General features: G+C 58.2%; 21 protein-coding genes and 1 other RNA gene. 7 read left to right on the top strand and 15 right to left on the bottom strand.

The window, feature by feature from the left end:
• Window positions 1-37: 37 nt before the first annotated feature.
• On the bottom strand, window positions 38-913 hold the full coding sequence (locus tag ACR0J7_RS18010) for a LysR family transcriptional regulator (protein WP_480547339.1): 876 nt from the start codon (window positions 911-913) through the stop codon (window positions 38-40).
• Window positions 914-1,013: 100 nt separating this feature from the next.
• Between ACR0J7_RS18010 and ACR0J7_RS18005 the strand changes: the two genes are divergently transcribed.
• Window positions 1,014-1,172: a hypothetical protein gene (locus ACR0J7_RS18005; RefSeq protein ID WP_480488890.1), complete on the top strand. Its 159-nt coding sequence runs from the start codon at window positions 1,014-1,016 to the stop codon at window positions 1,170-1,172.
• A gap of 152 nt (window positions 1,173-1,324) precedes the next feature.
• Here the strand turns inward: ACR0J7_RS18005 and ccoP are convergent, their stop codons facing one another.
• The 4 genes from ccoP to ccoN are packed head-to-tail and all read right to left on the bottom strand — an operon-like array spanning window position 1,325 to window position 4,735.
• On the bottom strand, window positions 1,325-2,188 hold the full coding sequence (ccoP, locus tag ACR0J7_RS18000; protein WP_480484689.1) for a cytochrome-c oxidase, cbb3-type subunit III: 864 nt from the start codon (window positions 2,186-2,188) through the stop codon (window positions 1,325-1,327).
• The gene (locus tag ACR0J7_RS17995; RefSeq protein WP_267363526.1) at window positions 2,185-2,370 is read right to left on the bottom strand and encodes a cbb3-type cytochrome c oxidase subunit 3; all 186 of its coding nucleotides are present in this window, start codon (window positions 2,368-2,370) and stop codon (window positions 2,185-2,187) included. The genes ccoP and ACR0J7_RS17995 overlap by 4 nt, the downstream gene beginning before the upstream one ends.
• A 12-nt stretch (window positions 2,371-2,382) precedes the next feature.
• A complete protein-coding gene (gene ccoO, locus ACR0J7_RS17990; protein WP_480484688.1) occupies window positions 2,383-3,111 on the bottom strand; it encodes a cytochrome-c oxidase, cbb3-type subunit II in 729 nt (242 codons plus the stop codon).
• Between the two features lie 16 nt (window positions 3,112-3,127).
• Window positions 3,128-4,735: a cytochrome-c oxidase, cbb3-type subunit I gene (gene ccoN, locus ACR0J7_RS17985; RefSeq protein WP_480484687.1), complete on the bottom strand. Its 1,608-nt coding sequence runs from the start codon at window positions 4,733-4,735 to the stop codon at window positions 3,128-3,130.
• Between the two features lie 201 nt (window positions 4,736-4,936).
• On the opposite strand from ccoN, the gene ACR0J7_RS17980 reads away from it, so the two are divergent.
• Window positions 4,937-5,776: a universal stress protein gene (locus tag ACR0J7_RS17980; protein WP_480488885.1), complete on the top strand. Its 840-nt coding sequence runs from the start codon at window positions 4,937-4,939 to the stop codon at window positions 5,774-5,776.
• Between the two features lie 40 nt (window positions 5,777-5,816).
• On the opposite strand, the gene ACR0J7_RS17975 is transcribed toward ACR0J7_RS17980, so the two are convergent.
• Together ACR0J7_RS17975 and fnrL are read right to left on the bottom strand one after the other, a co-directional pair.
• Entirely contained in the window at window positions 5,817-6,071 is a 255-nt protein-coding gene (locus tag ACR0J7_RS17975) for a GlsB/YeaQ/YmgE family stress response membrane protein (protein ID WP_209598278.1), read from the bottom strand.
• A gap of 73 nt (window positions 6,072-6,144) precedes the next feature.
• Window positions 6,145-6,888 carry a transcriptional regulator FnrL gene (gene fnrL / locus ACR0J7_RS17970; RefSeq protein ID WP_267363531.1) on the bottom strand — a complete coding sequence of 248 codons (744 nt, stop codon included), beginning with the start codon at window positions 6,886-6,888 and terminating at the stop codon, window positions 6,145-6,147.
• 61 nt (window positions 6,889-6,949) lie between these two features.
• Here fnrL and hemN point away from each other — a divergent pair, with 61 nt between their 5' ends.
• A complete protein-coding gene (gene hemN / locus ACR0J7_RS17965; protein WP_480588755.1) occupies window positions 6,950-8,305 on the top strand; it encodes an oxygen-independent coproporphyrinogen III oxidase in 1,356 nt (451 codons plus the stop codon).
• Between the two features lie 213 nt (window positions 8,306-8,518).
• On the top strand, window positions 8,519-10,447 hold the full coding sequence (locus ACR0J7_RS17960; RefSeq protein ID WP_480915174.1) for an elongation factor G: 1,929 nt from the start codon (window positions 8,519-8,521) through the stop codon (window positions 10,445-10,447).
• A 24-nt stretch (window positions 10,448-10,471) separates the two neighbouring features.
• On the opposite strand, the gene ACR0J7_RS17955 is transcribed toward ACR0J7_RS17960, so the two are convergent.
• From ACR0J7_RS17955 to ACR0J7_RS17935, 5 genes are all read right to left on the bottom strand, one after another.
• Window positions 10,472-12,049, bottom strand: coding sequence for an ABC transporter ATP-binding protein (locus ACR0J7_RS17955; protein ID WP_480915172.1), 1,578 nt, complete (start codon window positions 12,047-12,049; stop codon window positions 10,472-10,474).
• Window positions 12,046-13,152, bottom strand: a complete 1,107-nt coding sequence (locus tag ACR0J7_RS17950) for an ABC transporter permease (RefSeq protein WP_480488877.1) — start codon at window positions 13,150-13,152, stop codon at window positions 12,046-12,048. Before ACR0J7_RS17950 ends, ACR0J7_RS17955 begins: the two co-directional genes overlap by 4 nt.
• On the bottom strand, window positions 13,153-14,247 hold the full coding sequence (locus ACR0J7_RS17945; protein ID WP_267363536.1) for a microcin C ABC transporter permease YejB: 1,095 nt from the start codon (window positions 14,245-14,247) through the stop codon (window positions 13,153-13,155).
• A gap of 1 nt (window position 14,248) precedes the next feature.
• Entirely contained in the window at window positions 14,249-16,153 is a 1,905-nt protein-coding gene (locus tag ACR0J7_RS17940; RefSeq protein ID WP_480560560.1) for an extracellular solute-binding protein, read from the bottom strand.
• 170 nt (window positions 16,154-16,323) lie between these two features.
• The gene (locus tag ACR0J7_RS17935; protein ID WP_480538875.1) at window positions 16,324-16,836 is read right to left on the bottom strand and encodes a c-type cytochrome; all 513 of its coding nucleotides are present in this window, start codon (window positions 16,834-16,836) and stop codon (window positions 16,324-16,326) included.
• Between the two features lie 120 nt (window positions 16,837-16,956).
• On the opposite strand from ACR0J7_RS17935, the gene ACR0J7_RS17930 reads away from it, so the two are divergent.
• Window positions 16,957-17,790: a prephenate dehydratase gene (locus ACR0J7_RS17930; protein WP_480915171.1), complete on the top strand. Its 834-nt coding sequence runs from the start codon at window positions 16,957-16,959 to the stop codon at window positions 17,788-17,790.
• 117 nt (window positions 17,791-17,907) lie between these two features.
• Here ACR0J7_RS17930 and ACR0J7_RS17925 read toward each other — a convergent pair whose 3' ends face one another.
• The 3 genes from ACR0J7_RS17925 to nudC are packed head-to-tail and all read right to left on the bottom strand — an operon-like array spanning window position 17,908 to window position 19,902.
• Window positions 17,908-18,423, bottom strand: coding sequence for an N-acetyltransferase family protein (locus ACR0J7_RS17925; protein ID WP_480547351.1), 516 nt, complete (start codon window positions 18,421-18,423; stop codon window positions 17,908-17,910).
• Complete coding sequence (locus ACR0J7_RS17920) at window positions 18,413-18,880, bottom strand: SRPBCC family protein (RefSeq protein WP_480484680.1); 468 nt, start codon at window positions 18,878-18,880, stop codon at window positions 18,413-18,415. The genes ACR0J7_RS17925 and ACR0J7_RS17920 overlap by 11 nt, the downstream gene beginning before the upstream one ends.
• A gap of 38 nt (window positions 18,881-18,918) precedes the next feature.
• Window positions 18,919-19,902, bottom strand: a complete 984-nt coding sequence (gene nudC, locus ACR0J7_RS17915; RefSeq protein WP_480484679.1) for an NAD(+) diphosphatase — start codon at window positions 19,900-19,902, stop codon at window positions 18,919-18,921.
• A gap of 183 nt (window positions 19,903-20,085) precedes the next feature.
• Here nudC and ACR0J7_RS17910 point away from each other — a divergent pair, with 183 nt between their 5' ends.
• Both ACR0J7_RS17910 and ffs read left to right on the top strand, forming a co-directional pair.
• Complete coding sequence (locus ACR0J7_RS17910) at window positions 20,086-21,954, top strand: bifunctional 2',3'-cyclic-nucleotide 2'-phosphodiesterase/3'-nucleotidase (protein ID WP_480915169.1); 1,869 nt, start codon at window positions 20,086-20,088, stop codon at window positions 21,952-21,954.
• 40 nt (window positions 21,955-21,994) lie between these two features.
• Window positions 21,995-22,093, top strand: an RNA gene (gene ffs, locus ACR0J7_RS17905) — signal recognition particle sRNA small type.
• Window positions 22,094-22,110 lie beyond the last annotated feature (17 nt).

Genomic DNA, 22,110 nt, shown 5'->3' with positions numbered 1-22,110 from the left:
ACATGGGTCAAAACGCGCATCGTACAGACACCTTTTATCACATTTCCCGAGCCTGACGCCTCAACCACGTCACAAATGTCTTTACTGCGGGTCTAAGTGCCGAATTTGGCGTCACAATATGGTAACCGCGCGTATCCGGCTCTGCATAAAGCTCAACGATGCGACCGGCCTTAATGTCAGGCTCGACGAAATGTCGCACTGTGACAGTGACCCCCTGCCCGGCCCTCAGTCCGTCCAGTACCAGGTTTCCCGGCAGCTCGGTTCGACCCGCACCGCGTTCAGGACCGGCACCGTGTTCGGCCAGCCAGGTCGTCGCCTCGGTGGTGCCGATTTCCTCAAGCCAGGGGAGCTGGGCCAGTTCGGTCGGGGTCCATGATGTCTTTTCCCCCAGCAGTTTCGGGGCGGCGACGATGACCACGGGCGACTGCAACAGCATTTCAGATTGCACACCGGTCCAACCGCCGGGGCCGTACCGAATGGCAATATCGATCCCACCCGGTCGCAGTTCGACAATTTCCGCGGTGGGATCAAGGATCAGGTTCACCTCGGGGTGGGTATCGCGAAAGGCCGGTAGGCGCGGCATCAGCCATGAGGCTGCAAAAGAGGATGTCAGCGACACGTGGACCGGGCGATCCTGACCAGACCGCGCCAAATCCCCCACTGCCGCCTCGATCGCGCCAAACCCCAGTTGCAGGGCTCGGGCCAGGTGTTCACCATCGGCGGTCAGGGTCAGGGCTTTGCCGGTTCGATCCAGCAAGGCAGCACCCAGATGTTTCTCAAGTACGCGCAACTGTTGGCTAATCGCCGCATGGCTTACGTTTAGCGCAGCCCCAGCTTCGACCACATTGCGCTTCTCAGAAAATGCCGCAAACGCCCTCAGCGCGGCCAACGGGGGAAGCGACAACCAATTCATATGTAACCCTGACTTACACCATGGAATGGTATTTGAGTCGCATTCAGCACCTCAAAGGTCAATCTTTATTGCAGAGATACCCATGCAGAGGAGACCAACCATGCTGACTGTTTTTGCCAGATCTTTCATGACCGCAACCCGGATCAATGCACCGCATATTCGCGATGCGCCAAAGCCGGGTCGCCACAAACGCCGTTGGCTGCCGGAAGGTCATTGGTGGATTAAAAACCCGCGCGAAGTGGATCCGAGCAACTTTTGACGCAGGGAACAGTAAACCTGAATCTGGACCACAGGTTTAAGTGGCCTTATTGTTGGAAAAAAGCACCGGCTGTTCAGGAAACGCGCGAACAGATGGAACAGCCGGTGCCCCAGCCTTCGGGCGGCGAACCGCCCGAAGGTGTTCTTTATATTTTACTGACCGCCGCCCAACTGGTGGACATAGGCAGATACGGCGCGAATCTGCGCCTCGGTCAGGCGGGTATCCCAGTTCGGCATGACGCCAAAGCGGCTGTAAGTTACGGTTTCCGTCAGCGTTTCTTCGCTGCCACCGTAAAGCCAGATCGCGTCAGTCAGGTTCGGCGCACCCTGGAAGATATCACCTGTGCCATCCTCGCCGTGGCAGGCCGCGCAGTTGTCTTCGAAGACAACTTTGCCTGCCTGCGCTGCCGCATCGTCGGTCTGGGCATTGCTCAGCGACATGACGTACTGGACCACCTGCGTGATTTCGTCGTGTTCGAGGATTTCGCCAAATGCCGGCATCTCGGAATAGCGCGCATCGTCGCTTTCTTCGTTCCGGACACCGTAGCTGACGGTGTAGACGATGTCGTCCAGCGTTCCGCCCCACAGCCAGGCATCATCCAGCAGGTTCGGGAAACCCGGCGCACCCTGCGCACCCGAACCATGGCATTGTGCGCACCAGGTCCGGAACACCGCACCGCCCGAGTTCACGGCATATTGCTGAAGCTCTGCATCCTTAGAGATGTCTTCCAGCGAAGTTTCCACCAGCTTGGCGTTCCAGGGCGCGTTTGCCTCTTCGAAGGCAACCATGTCCTGCTGTACGTTTTCACGGGTTGACCATCCCAGCACACCGGCTGTCGCGCCATGGACCAGGGGCCAGGCCGGAAACATGATCGTATAGATCACGCCCCAGAAGATGGTGGCGTAGAAGGTCCATAGCCACCAGCGCGGCATGGGGTTGTCGAATTCCTCGATTCCGTCCCAGCTGTGCCCGGTTGTATTAGGATCGCCCGGCTGTTTATCAGGTGTCTTGCTCATTGCCGCGCCTCCTTGGGTGTGGCGGGTTTGTCTTGGTGCCGGAAGGGGATGTTGGCGGTGTCCTTGTATTCCTTGCTGGCACCGGGGCGGAAAACCCAGATCACGATGCCAACGAAGAAGACAAACAACACAAGCAGCATCCAGCTATCCGCGAACTGTCGAAGAAGTGTGTATTCTTCCATCACACCCTCCTGTTAACGGCTTGCATCCGGGGTAAAGGTCGAGAAATCGACCAGCGTACCCAGCATTTGCAGATAGGCGATCAGCGCATCGGCTTCGGTCAGTTCAGGCTGACCATCGAAGTTGCGCACGTTAACCTTGTCACCGTACCGCTCGAGCAGACCGTCGTAGTCACTGTCAGGATCGGCCTGCGCGCTGAAATCGGCAACCGCGTTTTCCAGCATCTCGTCGGTATAGGGGGTGCCGACAACCGCATTGGTCGCCATGATGTCACCGATATACTTGCCGTCGATCTTGCGATGTTCGAGGAAGCCGTATTTCGGCATCACCGATTCAGGCACCACAGACTGCGGGTTGCGCAGGTGGTCCATCTGCCACTGATCCGAATAGCGGCCACCGACACGCGCCAGATCAGGCCCGGTACGCTTTGATCCCCACTGGAACGGGTGGTCATACATCGATTCAGCCGCCAGCGAGTAGTGGCCATAGCGCTCGACCTCGTCCCGCATCGGGCGGATCATCTGGCTGTGACAGACATAGCAGCCTTCGCGGATGTAGATCTCACGCCCTGCCATTTCGAGAGGGGTGTAAGGGCGCATGCCCTCCACCTTCTCGATGGTGTTCTCAAGATAGAACAGCGGGGTGATCTGCACCAGGCCACCGATGGTCACGACCAGAAAGCTGAAGATCAGCAGGAGGGTCGCGTTGGTCTCGAGGATCTTATGTTTGTCGAGAATTGCCATTGCTCCGGCCCTCCCTCTATTCAGCCGGGACCGCGACGGTCAGGCTGGCCTCTTTGGCCGGCGCTTTCCGCACAGTCATCCACAGGTTGTAGCACATGATCACGGCGCCAGCGACGAACATCACGCCACCCAGAGCACGCACCACATACATCGGGAACTTGGCGGCCACGGTGTCAGCGAACGAGTTCACCAGGAAGCCGTTTGCATCCACTTCACGCCACATCAGGCCTTCCATGATACCGGTGACCCACATCGACGCGGCATAAAGCACGATGCCGATCGTGGCGAGCCAGAAGTGCCAGCTGACCATTTGCAGCGAGTACAGACGCTCGCGCTTCCACAGGACAGGCACCAGGAAGTACAGCGCACCAAAAGTGATCATGCCGTTCCAGCCCAGCGCGCCCGAATGCACGTGACCAATGGTCCAGTCGGTGTAGTGGCTGAGGCTGTTCACAGCACGGATCGACATCATCGGACCTTCAAAGGTGGACATGCCGTAGAAGCCGACCGAGATGACCATCATGCGGATGATCGGATCGGTGCGCAGCTTGTCCCAGGCCCCCGACAGGGTCATCAGACCGTTGATCATACCACCCCAGGACGGCATCCACAGGATCACCGAGAACACCATGCCCAGCGTCGACGCCCAGTCAGGCAGCGCGGTATAGTGCAGGTGGTGTGGACCGGCCCAGATATACAGGAAGATCAGCGCCCAGAAGTGGATGATCGACAGCTTGTAGGAAAACACCGGACGTTCGGCCTGTTTCGGGATGAAATAGTACATCATGCCCAGGAAACCCGCGGTCAGGAAGAAGCCCACAGCGTTGTGGCCATACCACCACTGGATCATGGCATCCTGCACACCCGACCAGACGATGACCGATTTCGAACCCCAGATGCTGACCGGGATGGTCATGTTGTTGACCAGATGCAGCATGGCGACGGTGACGATAAAGGCCAGATAGAACCAGTTGGCCACATAGATGTGGGGTTCTTTCCGCTTGATGATCGTACCCAGGTAGACAGCCAGATAGGCGACCCAGACAATGGTCAGCCACAGATCGACATACCATTCAGGTTCGGCATATTCCTTGGACTGCGTTCCGCCCAGCACATAGCCGGTTGCGGCCAGCACGATGAACAGCTGATAGCCCCAGAACACGAACCACGCGAGGTTTCCGCCCCAAAGCCGCGCCGCGCTGGTACGCTGAACCACGTAGAACGAGGTTGCGATCAATGCGTTACCGCCAAAGGCAAAAATGACTGCCGAGGTGTGCAACGGACGCAAACGACCAAAGTTCAGATAACCCTGCGCCCATTCGAAGTTCAGTACCGGAAACGCCAGCTGAAACGCGATAAAGGTCCCGGCGAGGAACCCGATCACGCCCCAGAAGGCAGTTGCGATCACGCCATAGCGGATCACGCCATCCATGTATTCGCCCGAGCGGTCGATCTGATTACCTGGCTCGTCAGTGTTTCGAAGCGTCCAGATGAACAGGCCACCGGCGATGAGCATCACCAGCAGCGCATGTACCTGATACGCCAAATCGCGTGCATAATTGGTTCCGATCGCTGCAAACAGCGCGATCAGACCAAGCACGATCAGCTTGATGTAATTCGACATATTGCGTCCCTTTGCCATGCTCCGCGCGTTTTTGATTCTTGTGACGCGCGAAACCCATTTGACTGGCTGCCGTTCTGAAGCACGGCCACCTTCATTGCTTTGATCTGTATCAAGACAGCCCAGCGTTTTCTATGACACGCATGGTAGTAGAAAAGGGCTAACAGGTCACATGAGACCAATTGCCCGAAACATGAGGTCAAAATGGCGTATAAATCTCTTCTCACAGTCATGACCGAAACGCAGACTGCACAGGCTGCTTTGGCGCAGATTGTGGCCCTGGCCGAGTCTCAGGATGCCCATGCCGAAGTCCTGTGTCTGGGTGTCGATCGCAGTCAGACAGGTTATTATTATGCGGGTGCCAATGCGTTGATCGTTCAGGAAACGCTGAACCGGGCCAATGCCGAGGCACAGGATTTGCTGACCTTTGCCAATGATTATCTCGGCAAATCCGGCGTACGCTGGTCCGCCGAACACGGCGTTGCACAGATTGCTGATATCGGGCGCCACGTCGCGCACCGGGCCCGGTTTTCCGACCTTGTGATCCTGCCGCATCCGTATGGTGATGGTCGGGGGGCCGAGGCCGAACCCATTATCGAAGCGGCCATGTTCGAAGGACATTGCCCGGTTCTTGTAGTTCCCGACAGCGGCGCGCCATTGAAAGCGCCGGGCAACATCATGATCGCCTGGAACGAAAGCGTCGAGGCCATGTGCGCCATCCGGCGGGCCCTGCCCTTCCTCAAACAGGCCGAGATCGTCCGTATTGTGGTCATCGACCCGCCACAGCATGGGCCGGACCGGTCAGACCCGGGTGGGATGCTGTCCCAGATGCTGGCCCGTCATGGTGTCAAATGCGAGATCGACGTGCTCAGCAAGACCATGACCCGAGTCTCGGATATCCTTAATCGCCACGCGACGGATACCGAATCGGACATGATCGTGATGGGCGCTTATGGCCATTCCCGCTTTCGCGAAGCCATTCTGGGAGGGGCGACCCGGAACATGCTGGAACAATCCTCGGTTCCGGTGTTCCTGGCGCACTGACCCAATCAAGTTAAAAAGCCGCCTCGACAGGCGGCTTTTTTCACCCCCGGCGGATGAGGCCGATCAGGAACAACAGGATCACCGCCCCAATTGTCGCGAAAAGGATCGACGAGAACAGGCCCCCTCCAACGGAAAAACCAAGCGCCGGAAAGATCATGCCCGACAGGAACGCGCCTACGATGCCGACGATGATGTTGCCGATCAGGCCGAACCCACGGCCTTCCATGATCTTTCCCGAAAGCCATCCGGCGATTGCGCCAATGAACAGCATTGCCAACAGACTGCTGAACCCCATGCCACACTCCTATGTTAGTACGTGAACCGACCGGCTGGTCGCGGTAAGCGAACTCTGCCGAACGAAAGACTGGTCAGACCAGAAACCCGCCATCGGAATCGTCGCCTGCTTCTTCCATGAGTCGCCCAAGATCGGGGATGGTCACGTGACGTTTGCCTTCCAGTAAGATCAAACCGTCCTTTTTCAGAGCTGAAATCTGGCGGCTGACCGTCTCAAGCGTAAGTCCCAGATAATCCGCCATGGCTTCTCGGGTCAGGGGCAGATCGAACACGATCGGTCCTGACAGGCCCTTTTGACCAATCGACGCATCCCGCCGGGCAATGATCGAAATCAGGCTGGCAATCTTTTCGCGCGCTGTCTTGCGACCCAGAACCAGCATCCATTCGCGGGCGGCGTCAAGCTCGTCCAATGTCATCTGCAGCAGGCGATGCGCGATGTGAGGCGTTTCGTCCATCAGCTCTTCGAATGGTTTCTTGCGGAAACAGCACATCACGACATCCGTTGTCGCCTGCACATCGTAAGGCGCAACGTCGCGCCCCGGGCGACCGACGAAATCGCTGGGCAGAAGCAGGCCGACCATCTGGGTGCGCCCGTCTTCCATGGTTTGCGTCAGCGAAGCGATCCCCGATACGACCGAGCCGACGAAATTCATCTGGTCACCCGACCAGATGATGGTCTGACCCGCCTCGAAACTGCGGTAATATTTAATGCCGTCAAGCGCTTCCAGCTCGTCCGCGTCACAGCGGGCACAGACCGCGCGATGTCGTATCGGGCAGTCTTCGCAATTTGAGTGATCGAACTGTGCTTTTATTGTCATCTGCGTTTCCACTTGATCTCCGTCAAAGCACCTAAGTCGCCTGCCCCCTAAGGGTATCGTCATGATAGTGAAACCACAATTGGCAAAGCTTGGACTTTTTGACGCGAAAGTACCGCGTTACACAAGCTATCCCACAGCGCCCCATTTCAACAATGACGTGGGGGCGGACATGTTTGGCGACTGGATTTCGGGAATCAAACCCGGCAGCGCCATATCCCTTTATATCCACGTCCCGTTCTGCCGCAGGCTGTGCTGGTTTTGCGCCTGCAGAACGCAAGGCACACAAACCGACAATCCGGTGATTGCCTATGTGGATGTTCTGAAAGCCGAGCTGGACCTGCTGGCGGCGCGCCTGCCCGCGGGTGTGGTCCTGTCGCGCCTGCACTGGGGCGGCGGTACGCCAACGTTGCTGAATGCCCAGCTGATGCGCGATCTGGCACAGCACATTCTGGGGATCGTCCCCATGGGGCCGGACGCCGAGTTTTCGGTTGAAATCGATCCGAACGAGATTGACGAGGCGCGTCTGGATGCGCTGGCAGAGGCAGGCATGAACCGCGCCTCGATTGGAGTGCAGGATTTCGACGATGAAATCCAGAAAACCATTGGCCGCATTCAAAGCTACGATACAACGCGCGACGCGATCGACATGATCCGCGCACGTGGCATTGCCAGCCTGAACGCGGATATCCTTTACGGGCTGCCCCATCAGACCAAGGCCCGGATGACGGAAAGCGTGCAGAAGCTTTTGTCGCTCAGCCCGGACCGCGTGGCGCTTTATGGGTACGCCCATGTGCCGTGGATGGCCAAACGGCAGCAACTGATCCCGTCGGACGCACTGCCAACGCCCGAACAACGGCTGGAACTGTTCGACACCGCCCGCCGCCTGTTCCTGTGGGACAACTACGCCGAGATCGGCATTGACCATTTTGCCACGCAGGATGACGGGCTGACCCATGCCCTGCGCGCGGGTCGTCTGAAGCGGAACTTCCAGGGTTATACCGACGATCAGGCCGATGTTCTGATCGGTGTCGGGGCCAGCTCGATCTCGCGCTTTCCACAAGGCTATGCGCAGAATGCCCCGGCTACGTCTGCTCATACCAAGGCCATTCGCAACGGGCAGTTCTCGACATCCCGCGGGCACCTGTTCAAAGGTCAGGACATTCTGCGCGCCCGTCTGATCGAAGCATTGATGTGCGATTTCCGGATCGATTCGTCTGAAATCCTGCGCGATCACGATATCTCAGCCGCAGCGCTGAACGAGATGTATCGTGCCGCCAACGCCTCATTCGACGGGCTGCTGCAAATCAGCGAGGAAGGGCTGTTCATTCCCCCCGAGGCGCGCGCGCTGACCCGGATGGTTGCCCGCAGCTTTGACGCATACGACCTCAGCAAAGCCGGGCACAGTTCGGCGATCTGACCTCTCTTTTTGCGGGCAACAATCAGCCCGTAAAGCACAAAACACATCGGGGGCTTGACGCACGCCTGCGGTTTTTCCCACACTCAAGCTGTGGGGTGATGTTTCGCCCTGCGGCCTGAGGCGGGCAAATTACAGACAGTCCTAGCTGACGCGACTGCGTCGGATGGCCCTTTTCGTGCAGCCATTCTGCAACCTGAAAGAGGGACAACACTCATGCGCGTATTCACCGTCCTCGGGCCCAGCCAGTCGGGCAAATCTACCCTGGTCGAGGCCATCAGCCGCCTCGACGGGCGCCCGACCACATTCGATGTTTCCGGAACCGTGCACTTGCACGGTTTTTCTTACCTGGACGAGCCCTGGTGCGCGATCGATGTGGATGGGGGTGGCGATTCCCTCGCTTATGTCGGGCCTGCCATGGCAATCTCGGATGCAGCCGTTATCGTGGTACCGCCCGATCCAAATGCCGCCGTGCTGTGCGCGCCTTATCTTCGGCTGGTGGAAGAGGCGGGCATTCCCTGTTTTCTTTTCATCAACCGCATGGACAACCCCAATGGCCGCATCCGCGACATCATCGCGGCGCTGCAAACCTATTGCACGCACCACATCGCCCTGCGTCAGGTTCCGATCCGCGAGGGCGACACGATCATCGGCGCGGTCGATCTGATCTCGGAACGGGCGTGGAAGTATCAGGAGGGCCAGCCGTCGGCCCTGATTGAGCTGCCCAAATCTGTCGAGGATCGCGAGCAGGAAGCCCGGACCGAGTTGCTTGAGACGCTTTCCGATTTCGATGATCACCTGCTGGAACAGTTGATCGAAGACAAACAGCCCCCAAGCGATGAGGTTTATGAGCTGGCCGCGCAAGTTCTACAGAATCATCAGTTGATCCCCGCTTGTCTGGGCGCCGCAAGCCACGGCAACGGGCTGACGCGCCTGATGAAAGCGCTGCGTCATGAGGCCCCCGAGTTTGATATTGCTGCCGGACGGGACGAGGCCGCCGAAAGCGCCCGTGCCATTGCTGGCTTTGCGGATGTCAAAAAGCATATCGGAAAGATCATCGTTCTGCGCGGCCTTGGGGACGGGGTAAAAGCGCATGAGGCGTTGGGCGGTGAAACGGTCGGCAACCTGACAACTCTGGACGCCAAGACCCAGATCGCCACGCTGGAGGCTGGGCAGATCGGACTGGCGGTCAAATCCGATCACCTCAACCCCGGATACATTTATGACAGTTCTTCTGCGACGGAACTGCCGGAATGGGCGTCGTCTCATCCGGTTGCGCATCGTCAGGTCGTCTCGCCCGCGCATGAGCGGGACGATGTGCGCCTGTCAAACGCCCTGAGCCGTCTGGCCGAAATCGATCCGGGCCTGCACCTGCAACAGGATGAGATGAGCGGTCATTCGATTCTGGGCTCGCAGGGTCCGCAGCACATGCGCCGCGTGACCGCCAAACTGGCCGAGGATTTCGGGATCGAGATCGAGGCGGAACAGGTGGAAACCGCCTATCGTGAAACCATCCGCTCAACGGTTGAGCATCGCCATCGCCATCGCAAACAGTCCGGCGGTGCGGGGCAATTTGCAGATGTGGTGATTTCGGTCGCGCCTTTGCCGCGCGGATCGGGGTTCCAGTTCGATGAAGTGGTCAAGGGCGGTGCCGTTCCCAAGAACTACATCCCGTCGGTGGAACACGGGGCCAAGGACGCATTGGAACAAGGCCCCGAGGGCTTTCCCGTGGTTGATGTCAAAGTGACCCTGAGCGATGGCAAACACCACAATGTGGACAGTTCGGATTATGCCTTCCGGACCGCAGGCAAAAACGCCGTGCGCGAGGCGTTGCCGCAGGCCAAGCCGGTTGTCCTGCAACCAATCCTGAGCGCCGAGATACACTTGCCCTCGGCTTTTGTGGGCGATCTTGTGCCAACGATCAGCACCCTTCAGGGGCAGGTTCTGGGATTTGAGGGCAACCCGAATGCGACGGGCTGGGAGATATTCAACGCCCAGTTGCCCGCCGTTGCCGAGGACGAACTGCACCGCACCCTTGCCAGTGCCACGCGCGGGACCGGGTGGGTCAAGCTGAGCTTTGATCACTACGAGGAACTGCGCGGGCCTGTGCCCCAGTCATCTGCACGGGAAAAAGCCAGCGCCTGACGCGCGACACCGGGCGGGCTGTTCTCAGCCCGCCGCTGCAATCAGCTCGCGGGTATAGTCGGTCTGGGCGTTTTCGAACAAATCCTCTGCCGCGCCCATTTCGACCACATCGCCGTTTCGCATGACGATCACGTTGTGCGACATGGCACGGACCACTTTCAGGTCATGGCTGATGAACAGATAGGCCAGCCCGTATTTCTGTTGCAGATTGCGCAGCAGATCGACGATCTGAACCTGAACGGTCATATCCAGCGCGCTGGTTGGCTCGTCCAAGACCAGCAGTTTGGGCCGCAGAACCATCGCGCGGGCAATGGCGATGCGCTGACGCTGACCGCCGGAAAACTCGTGCGGGTATCGATCCATCGTTGCCGGATCAAGCCCCACTTCGGTCATCACCTCGGCCACAAGTTCGCGTGGCGCGCGGTCCGGGTCGACTTTGTGAATGGCCAGACCTTCCGCAATGATCTGCTGACAGGTCATCCGCGGGCTGAGGCTGCCAAACGGGTCCTGAAATACGATCTGCATGTCCTTGCGCAACCGGCGCAGTTCCCGCGTGGACCATTTGCGCACATCCTGATCGCGAAAGGTGATGCCACCCTCGGACGCGATCAGCCGCATCATGGCCAGCGCCAGTGTGGTCTTGCCTGATCCGCTTTCGCCAACAATCCCCAACGTCTCACCCGCGCGCACGCTGAGGGTCGCGTCGTTCACCGCTTTCACATATCCAACAGTGCGCTTCAGAAACCCGCGCTGGATCGGGAACCAGACCTTAAGGTGGTCGGTGCGTGCGACCTCTTCCGCATCTGTGGCAACGGGTTCAGGCTGACCCGACGGTTCTGCCGCCAGTAGTTTGCGGGTATAGGGGTGCTGCGGGTTTTCGAATATCTCGGCCGTCACGCCGGTCTCGACAATCTCGCCGTCTTTCATCACACAGACCCGGTCGGCGATGCGGCGCACGATGCCCAGATCGTGAGTGATAAAAAGCATCCCCATGTTTTCCGATTTCTGCAATTCAGCCAGCAGCTCGAGGATCTGCGCCTGAATGGTCACATCCAGTGCCGTTGTCGGCTCATCCGCGATCAGGATGTCCGGTTTGTTGGCAAGGGCCATGGCGATCATCACCCGCTGCCGCTGACCGCCTGACAACTGATGCGGATAGCTGTCCAGCCGGTCTTGAGGATCGCGGATACCGACCTTGGTCAGCAATTCGACAATCCTGTCCCGTGCCACATCGCCAGCCACACCCTGATGCAGGGCCAGCGATTCAGCCATCTGTTTCTGGATCGTGTGCAAAGGGTTCAGCGACGTCATCGGCTCTTGAAAGATAAAGCTGATGTCGTTGCCCCGCACATCCATCAGACGCTGTTCCGAGGCGCCAATCATCTCTTGCCCGTCATAGGTGACCGAGCCTTCGACCAAGGCGCTGTCGCCCAGCAGGGAAACGGTCGATAACGCCGTCACGGATTTTCCTGATCCGGATTCACCCACCAGCGCGACGGTTTCACCGCGGTCCACGGTGAAGGACACGCCTTTGACCGCCGCGTTGATCTGCCCATCCTGACGGAACGAGACCTTGAGGTTTTTCACATCCAGCAAGCTCATGAGAAGGTCTTTCTGGGATCAAACGCATCGCGCACGCCTTCGAATATGAAGACCAGCAGCGACAGCATGATGGCAAAGGTGAAGAAGGCGGTGAAGGCCAGCCATGGGGCCTGCAGGTTCTGCTTGGCCTGCAAGGTCAGCTCTCCCAGCGAGGGGGCCGAGGATGGCAGGCCAAAGCCCAGATAATCCAGCGAAGCCAGCCCGCCGATGGTTCCGGTGACGATGAACGGCATGAAGGTCAGCGTGGCCACCATCGCATTGGGCAGCATATGGCGGAACATGATCGTCATGTTGCCCACGCCCAGCGCCCGCGCGGCGCGCACATATTCAAGGTTCCGCGCCCGCAAGAACTCGGCGCGCACCACGCCAACCAGCCCGGTCCAGCTGAACAGGATCATCAGCGCGACCAGCAACCAGAAACTTCGCCCCAGCACCGCAAACATGATGATGATGACATAAAGCGACGGGGTTGCGGACCAGATCTCGATGATCCGCTGAAAGATCAGGTCCAGCCACCCACCAAAGAACCCTTGTATGGCGCCTGCGAAAATCCCGATAAGGCTTGCCGCGCCCGTCACAAGCAGCGTGAACAGGATCGAAAGGCGAAAGCCGTAAATCACGCGGGCCAGCACGTCGCGCTTGGTATCATCGGTACCCAGCAGGTTCTGGCCGTTGGGCGGCAGGGGCGCCGCGCCGGGCCGATCCACCGAGGTATTGAAGGAATAGGGGATCAACGGCCAGAGCGACCAGCCGCGTTCAAAACCCTCGGCCTGGAATGTACCGGCGTCGATCTGTTCGATGATGCCTTCGGGATCGTCGAAACAGTCTTCCAATCCACCGCTGTCGATAAGGCACTGAACCTCGGGGTCGCGATAGATCGCTTCGGTCTGGAAATCACCGCCAAATTCGGTTTCGGCATAGAAGTTGAAAACCGGCGTAAAGTACTCTCCCCGATACTTTACAAGGATGGGTTTGTCGTTGGCGATGAACTCGGCAAACAACGACAGGCCGAACAATACCGCGAAGATGATCAGCGACCAGAAGGCCCGTCTGTTGCGGCGGAAATTGCTCCAGCGGCGCTGGTTTAGCGGGGAAAAAGCCATTTACCCCTCCCGCTTTTCAAAATCGATGCGCGGGTCGACCAGCACATACATCAGGTCGCTGATGATGCCAACGACCAGCCCCATCAGACCGAAGATGAACAGCGTGCCGAAGATCACCGGGTAATCGCGGGCCACGGCGGCCTCGAACCCCAATCGGCCCAAACCATCCAGCGAGAAGATCGTCTCGATGATGATCGACCCGCCAAAAAACACCCCGATGAACACGGCCGGGAACCCTGCAATCACGATCAGCATCGCGTTGCGGAAGACATGACCATAGAGAACCTTGCGCTCGCTCAGCCCTTTGGCACGGGCGGTCATGACATACTGTTTCTTGATCTCATCCAGAAACGAGTTCTTGGTCAGCAGGGTCAGCGTCGCAAAGGCAGATATCGTCAGCGCAATCGTCGGCAGTGCTATGTGCCAGAAATAATCCGTGATCTTGCCAAAGAAACTCAGGCTATCCCAATTGTCCGACGTCAGGCCGCGCAGCGGGAAGATTTGCCAGTATGACCCGCCAGCAAAAAGCACCAGCAGCAGGATCGCAAACAGAAAGCCCGGAATGGCATAGGCCACAATAATCGCCCCGCTTGTCCAGGTATCGAATTGCGATCCATCCTTGACCGCCTTTCGAATACCCAGCGGGATCGAGACCAGATAGGCAATCAGGGTCGACCACAGCCCCAGCGAGATCGAGACCGGCATCTTTTCCAGCACCAGGTCGATCACACTGATCGAGCGGAAATAACTCTCGCCGAAATCAAACGTCAGATAGTTGCCCATCATGATCACGAACCGTTCAAGCGGGGGCTTGTCGAAGCCGAATTCTTTTTCAAGTTCGGCAATAAACTCGGGCGGAAGGCCGCGTGCGCCGACATATTTGTCGTCGAAGACACCGCCCGCCGGTTCGGAACCCGCTCCGGCATCGCCCCCACCGGCGAACCCGGCGAACACGTCACCCTGACCTTCGATTTGCGCGATGATCTGTTCGACCGGCCCGCCAGGTACGAACTGGACCAGCGTGAAGTTGACGATCATGATACCCAGAAGGGTCGGAATGATCAGCAATAAGCGTCTTAGTATATAGGCGCCCATGTTATCGCAGCGCGCCTTTCGCTTTCAACGCAGCCTGTTTTTCCGGATTGATCCACCACAGATCAAGATAACCCAGCGAATAGGGCGGCAGGTTTTCCGGGTATTCGTACATATCGTAATATGCTGTCCAGTATTCTGCGATGTACCCCACGGGGATTACGAAAAACTCGTACCGCAAGGCGCGATCCAAAGCCATCAACGCCGTGTCCTGATCGGCCTGATTGTCCGTTTCAAAGGACGCTTCGATGATTGCGTCGACCAAGGGGCTGGCCAGACCTGCCGGATTGAACAGGCTAAAGGCCGCTTCTTCCGATCCGTACATCTGGCTCAGACCGCCCCCGGTAGACAAGAACGATCCGTAGCGCGTGGAATAGACCATGTCATAATCCCGCTCGCGGCTGCGCAACGTGTATTGCGCCGGATCCACTTTCTCGGTCGAGGCATCCACCCCGATGGATTGCAGGTTCTGGACATAGGTTTCGATCATCGTTGCAGTCGAGGTCGGCAGGTTTGAAGGATATGGAATATTCACCTTCAAAGTCTGCCCTTCGGCATTGCGACGAATATTGCCTTCGCCGACGGACCAGCCTGCCTCATCCAGCATGTTGGCAGCTTTGCGCAGGTTTTTTCGGTCATTCAGGCGTGCAGGGTTTGATTCGTGCGCCACAACAGCGGGTTCCGTCAGGACATCTTCGGGAACAACGTCGCCAAGCGCCTGCAGGAACGCCAGCTCCGCCCCTTCAGGCAGGCCTTGCGCCTCGATCGGGGTTCCTTGCGTGAAAGAATTCCGCGGCGTGTTAAGGCCGAACAACAATGACTCGTTCGTCCATTCGAAATTGAAGGCCAGGGCCAGGGCCTTGCGAACATTCTTGTCGGCAAATTGCGGCTTTCCAAGGTTGAAGACAAAGCCCGAAGGTGTCGGCGGGCTGCCATCCGCGATCTCATCCCGAATAACTGTGCCTTCATCCAGCTTTGGGAAATCATACCCGGTCGCCCAAAGCTTAGGGTCACTTTCGATCCGGAATGTGTATTCACCCGCCTTAAAACCCTCGAACGCTGCCGTCTGATCGGCGAAATACTCAACCCGGATTGTATCGAAGTTGTTGCGCCCGACATTGAAAGGCAGGTCCTTGCCCCAATAATCGTCCCGGCGTTTGTAAACGATGCGGCGATTGATGTCGTAGCTGTCGAGCTTGTAGGGGCCGGAGCCCACCGCCACTTCCAGCCGCGGTTCATCCAGCCGCCGTGTCTCATCCGCCTCGAACCATGCTTTTGAGAAAACAGGAGTTGAGCCGACGGTTTCGATCAGGCTGCGGCGGGTGACTTCGGGATTGAAGGTAAATTTTACGGTATGGTCATCCAACGCCTCGGCTCCTGTCACCATACGGCCAACGGCCTGCGCATAAGACGGCAGCCCCTGTTCGATGAACAAACGGTGGCTGTAGACAACATCTTCCGCCGTGACAGGCGTGCCATCCCAAAAAGTTGCTTCGGGGCGCAAATGGAAAATGACGAAATTGCGCCCTTCGTCATATTCCAGACTTTCCGCAACTACGCCGTAATACTGCCCGACACTGTCTTCGGTACTTTCAAACAGACGGTCATATTGCAATGTGGTCAGCGCACCGGCGCGCCCTTTGCGTGAATAGGGGTTGAGAGAATCGAACGTTCCAGAGGCTGCCAGCGAAAGCTCGCCACCCTTGGGGGCGTTGGGATTCACATAATTCAGATGCGAATAATCCGCCGGGTAATCCAGATTTCCGAAATACGAATACCCGTGACTGCGGGTGACGCCTTCATCCAGCGCCTGTGCTGCATGCGGAGCAATCAGAGCGGCGCAGAGCCCCAAAATGCCAACCCATGGCCTTACCTCAAGATCACGTGCAGCAGGCATCAGGGATATCATATTGCTCATCCTCTCGGTCATTGTCACCGTCAATGTCGTAACCGCTAGCTAAAGTGCCAGCACGTGCAGATTCAAGTTTAGAATGCGTGAGCACTTTGTGAAGGTTTCTTCAGACAAAAAAGCCGCTGCGTTGCGGCAGCGGCTTTGAATGGTTCTGATCGGTCAGGCAATCAGTTGCCGATTGTCTGCAGATAGGCAATCACGTCGGCGCGATCCTGCGGCTTTTTCAGGCCGGCAAAGCTCATCGATGTGCCCGAGATATAGCCGCCGGGCTTGGTCAGGAAGGCATCCAGCGCTTCGGGTGTCCAGTTGCCGCCATGCGCCTGCATACCGGCCGAGTAACCGGTGAAGCCGTTGGCCGAGGCGACGGGGCGATTAACCACACCGTACAGGTAAGGGCCGGTGCCGTTTGCGCCGTCTTCCAGCTTGTGGCACGCGGTGCATTTGCGGAACACTTTTGCGCCGCTCTCGACGTCTGCGGCGGCCAGCAGGTCTTCAAAGACCACTTCTTCACCGTCGGCGCTTTCGCCTGAGCTTTCGGTTTCGATAATGTAGGCGGCCTCAGCCGAGCCATGGCCACCGGAAGAATAGAGGACATCCGCCCCCCACTTGGCCAGAAGCAGCACCAGGAATGTGCCGAACAGGCCTGCGGCGGCCTTGGTTACTGTCATCGTGTCGAACATTGATCGCGAGTCCATTTCAGCTGTCTGGGCAGCTGTCTAAGGCTTCCCCTTGCGAGAGGCAAGGTATAGACACCGCGACGAAACGACCAAATCGCGAACTTGTTGCATGGAATCGACCAAATGACCAATCGCATTGCTTTTCAGGGGGAACCCGGCGCCTACAGTCACGAGGCTTGCCGCAACGCTCGGCCAGATATGGAAGCCCTGCCCTGCCGCACTTTCGAGGATGTGATCGAATCGGTCCGCTCAGGCGATGCGGATCTGGCAATGCTTCCGGTCGAGAACACGACCTATGGGCGGGTGGCCGATATTCACCGGCTGTTACCCCACAGCGGGCTGCATATCATCGATGAGGCCTTTGTCCGGGTTCACATCAACCTTCTTGCCGTGCCGGGTGCAAAACTGGAAGACATAACCGAGGCGCATTCGCATCTGGTGCTGCTGCCGCAATGTGCAGGTTTCCTTAAGGAACACGGCATCCGCGGCCGTGTCAGCCCCGATAACGCCCGCGCCGCCCGCGAAGTGGCCGAGGAAGGCAATCCGCATTCAGCCGCGCTGGCCAGCGAGCTGGCCGCTGAGATCTATAACCTGAACGTTCTGGCCCGCCATATCGAGGATAATGACGACAATACGACCCGCTTTCTTGTTATGTCGCGCGAAACGGATTTGTCCCGCCGGGGCGATCATGGGATGATCACCAGCTTTGTGTTTCAGGTCCGCAACATCCCTGCCGCGCTTTACAAAGCGATGGGCGGGTTTGCCACCAATGGGATCAACATGACAAAGCTGGAAAGCTATATGGTCGACGGCTCCTTCACCGCGACGCAGTTTTACGCGGATATTGTCGGGCATCCCGAAGACCGCAACGTGCAGTTGGCCATGGACGAGCTTGAGCATTTCACGACCAATGTCGAAGTTCTGGGCGTCTATCCGGCAGCACATCCGCGCGGATAATCACGGTTCGCGACGGTATTCCTTTGGGCTTGTTTGGATGTTGCCCGTTTTTCGAAGCTGTTTGCAATGCCGGTGGCTCCCAATGTCCCGCGCCGCTGCGCCTGGAATCGTCGCTCTCTAGCGGTTAATCCGGTAGACCTTTGACACAGACCCATCTTGCGTGCGGTAGGTCCGGAAACCCATGGCTTCGTAGTAGGCCAGACCTTCGGTATTGCCTGCGCCAATTGTTGCATCGATAGCAGGGAGACTATGCGCGCGGGCCGCGTCCAGAGTGTGCGCGAAAAGTGCGCGCCCGATCCCAAGCCGGGCGGCTGATGGTCGGATATGGGTTCCAATCACGCCCCACCCGACTGACACGTCGTAGGGGTGGTTTTCGACCGCATATTTCAGGGATTGGAACCCAAGCACGTGACCATTCGGGTCCGTGGCGATTGTACACCGTATTTGATCCGGGTGGCGAACATAGTGCCTTAGGGCAAAATCGACATCGTGGGCTTTGCGCCGCTTGCCAACCAAGACCAGATCGTGAAGAACGCCAGCGACCCCTTCGGCATCGCTTTCGGATGCGGGTTTGAAACTCAGGTGGTCCGGGCCCATCGCACCTGCCGTGCGATCATGTGTCTTACCCGCCATGCAGGTACCTTTGCTCCAACTCGCGTGCGAATTCGCTGAGACGCACCTGGAACTGTTTGCGAAATCTGGATTGCCCCAGCTTCATGGATTGCAACAGCAACCGTGCCGGCAGGGACTTGGCGGCGAGTGACATTTCTACGCTCAGGCGCGTCCGGCGCGGGGACAGGGCCAGAAAATCCACGGTCGTGAACCCGGTAATGCCCTTGCTGGCAGCGTCAAATCGCATTTGCGAAGGCCTGTCGAAATCCGTCATCACCACCGACATCTGACGCGGCTTTCCGCGCAGCTTGAACTCCGTATTCCATTCGGTTCCGGCCGTCACCGCTGTGCCACCGCCCAAACGGCGCACATCGATGCCACGGCGCATTGCCATACGCTCGAATCGTTCAAAATCCGACACCATGTCGAATACCGATTGGATGGGGGCCTCGATATCTTCGCGCGCTGAAAACTGCATAATGACCTTTGCTGTTTTATTGCTGAGCTAATGTTTCCTCAGTCCAGAGTATCTGCAAGCCAGTTCTGAAGCAGAAAATGAGCGATTGCCCCTTTGCGCGCTGGCAATAGCCTAGGATGATCACCGGCAAAGGCCTGCATCATTTCGGATTTGCTGACCCACATCGCCTCTTCTATCTCGACCGGGTCGATCACGATGTCGCGTGACAGCGCCTCACCCGCACATCCAAACATCAATGAGGCCGGAAATGGCCAGGGCTGACTGGACAGGTACGAAACCGCACCCACCGGCACGCCCGCCTCTTCCATCACTTCGCGGCGCACTGCTGCCTCAAGTGTTTCGCCGGGCTCAACAAATCCCGCCAACAAGGAAAACATCCCATCAGGCCAACCCGGAGACCGGCCCATCAGCACGCTGTCTCCATGCGTGATCAACATGATCACAACCGGATCGGTGCGCGGAAAGTGCTGCCCGCCACAGGACGGGCAACTGCGCTGCCATCCCCCCTGCGACACCTCGCTGGCGGCACCGCATCGGGCGCAATAGCGATGTGTTTCATGCCACCCGATTATTGCCTTAGACGTGGCCGCCAGTTCCGCGTCGCGTGCCGACAGCCGTGTCATGATCCGGCGCAGCTCGGCAAACACGTGGCCTTGCGGTAACTCCGGGTGCTGTTGTTCGGACTTGTCCACGAACGCGCCCAGACCTGTTAGATCCAGCCCCTCGGCTGTCCATGCGGAAATATCAACGGCAAACACGGGGGCGCTGTCAGCGCTCAGACTCAAAAACACCGGGGATTCAATGACGCCGCCGGGACCATTGCTAATCAGCGGGTGCGTCATCGGGATCATGGCAAGCTGGTCCAGCCCCTCACCCTGTACCAGCAGTTTTCCACGCCACAGCAAGACACAGCGGGCGGCCGGGTTGTGCATCGCCTCGGCCAGCTTGTCCGCATCTCCGCGATACTGCGCCGCCCGATCAAGGCCCGAACCCCCGAAGGTTACCTGCTCTGCGTTTTTCATTGGATTTCCTTTTGGTCTTGCGCACAGGGCTGCCACGTCTCAGCCCGTGTTGCAATGGCTATTCAGGGATAGAAAATCCACCACCCTGCCGCTGAAAAGCCGCATGGTGGCCTCGGAAAAATCATCTAGAGTGAATTTTGATGGATTTAATCAATACACACATTCAATAGCAGAATACTCAAAGTGAAGATCCCCTCCTCGACGCAGGTACAGCCCATTGGTGACATTGGGAAAATTCGCATTCTGGCCACAACCGACCTGCATATGAACCTGACCGGTTTTGACTATTACACCGACACGCCAGACCAGACGATTGGATTAACGCGCACTGCCAGCCTGATCCGCGCTGCCCGACAAGAGGCCGAACGCGCGCTGGTGCTGATGTTTGACAACGGGGATTCGTTGCAGGGAACCCCAATGGGCGATTGGGCGGCAAAGAGTGGCACTGCCCATCCGATGATGAAGGCGTTCGAAGCCCTGGATTATGACGCGATCGGGCTGGGCAACCATGATTTCGGGTTCGGGCTGGTGTCATTGGGCAACATCCTGACGCAAGCCCCCTGTCCGGTCGTTTGCAGCAACCTGTATCGCACGCGCGGCCCACAGCTCTGGCAGCGATACACCGTTCTGGACCGCACTGTATCTTTGAACGGTGAAGACATTCCCGTTCGCATCGGCATCTTCTCGGTTCTTCCGCCGCAAACGGCCTGTTGGGAGGCGCATAATCTGGATGACGATATCGTCGTCGAGGATATCCTGGTTGCGGCAAAGTCCCTGACGCAGACATTGCGCGACGAGGGGTGTGATATCATCGTGGCGCTTGCTCATTCCGGCCTTGGGGGCAACGAACCGGTGGCAGGGATGGAAAACGCCGTGATACCCTTGGCCGCGATCAAAGGCATCGATGCCATTGTGGCCGGGCACACTCACCTGACACTTCCAGGAGAGGGCCATGCCAATACCCCGATGGTCGATCACCTGACGGGGCTGGTACATGGAACACCCGTTGTCATGCCGGGATCAGCGGGCTCTTACCTGGGGGTTATCGATTTGGCCGTGACCGCCGGGCCGGACGGCAAAGTGCAAATCCGGGATTGCTGCGTCGAACTGCGCCCGGTTATCAGCAACGGCACAGCCGTCGGGGAAGACAGTGAAATTGCGGGCTTGTGTGAGGTGGCACATCGTATGACCCGTCAATCCGTTGCCGCACCGGTGGCACATATCCCGGATACATTGCACAGCTATTTCAGTTGCTGTGCGCCGGATCGCGGGCTGACCCTTGTAGCTGCGGCGCAAGCCGCCGCACTGCGCCCGTTTTTGCAGGGACCAGACCTAGCGGATCTGCCGATTTTGTCGGTTGTTTCGCCTGCCAAATCCGGCGGACGCTCAGGCCCGCGCCATTATACCGAGGTACCCGCCGGAGAAATATGTTTGCGCCATGTCGCGGATCTGCATGTGTTTCCCAACGAGTTGCGTGCAATCCGGATCAGCGGCGCGCATTTGCTGGACTGGTTGGAGATGTCGGCCAGCGTATTCAACCAGTTAAAGCCCGGTTCCGAACCCGAGCTGATCAACCCTGAACGGGCCGGATACAATTTCGACATCGTGTTTGGACTGTCTTATCAGATCGATCCCACGCGGCCGCCTCGTTACGATGCGCAGGGGAAAATAATCCGCCCCGACCAAAAGCGGATCAGCGATCTGACATATGCAGGCCGTCCCGTACGACCGGAGCAGATGTTCGTTATGGCGCTGAACAATTACCGCGCCAGCGGAGGCGGGCATTTCCCGCATGCGACAACGTCTGAGCTGATCAGCCTGCCACCGCTGAGCATCAAGGACCTTGTGCAGGTTTACCTGGCGCAGCACCTTCCGCCCGACCCGATCGCCACGCAGCCCTACCCGTTCTCGCTGATGCCGCAACGGGGCGTGACAACAATTCTTCGCACAGGTCCGGGTGCCCTGAAATATCTGGATGAGTTGCACAGGTTCGATCCCGTGTCGCTGGGCTCGGATGGCAGGGGATTTGAACGCATTCGCCTGACGCTCTGATGGGTTGTCTTTTCCCGATGCCTTCCCTATATCTCGGACTCGAGAGGTTGGCGCGGGCGAGCGCCTCGCCAACCTGGTCAGGTCCGGAAGGAAGCAGCCACAACGAGCCCCGCTTGGGTCGATGTCCAACCTCTCACTTCGTGAACCACAGCCGCA

This window comes from Ruegeria sp. O4, assembly GCF_056535125.1.
The sequence above is the reverse complement of the archived record's forward strand: the minus strand, read 5'-3'. Positions and strand labels throughout refer to the sequence as shown.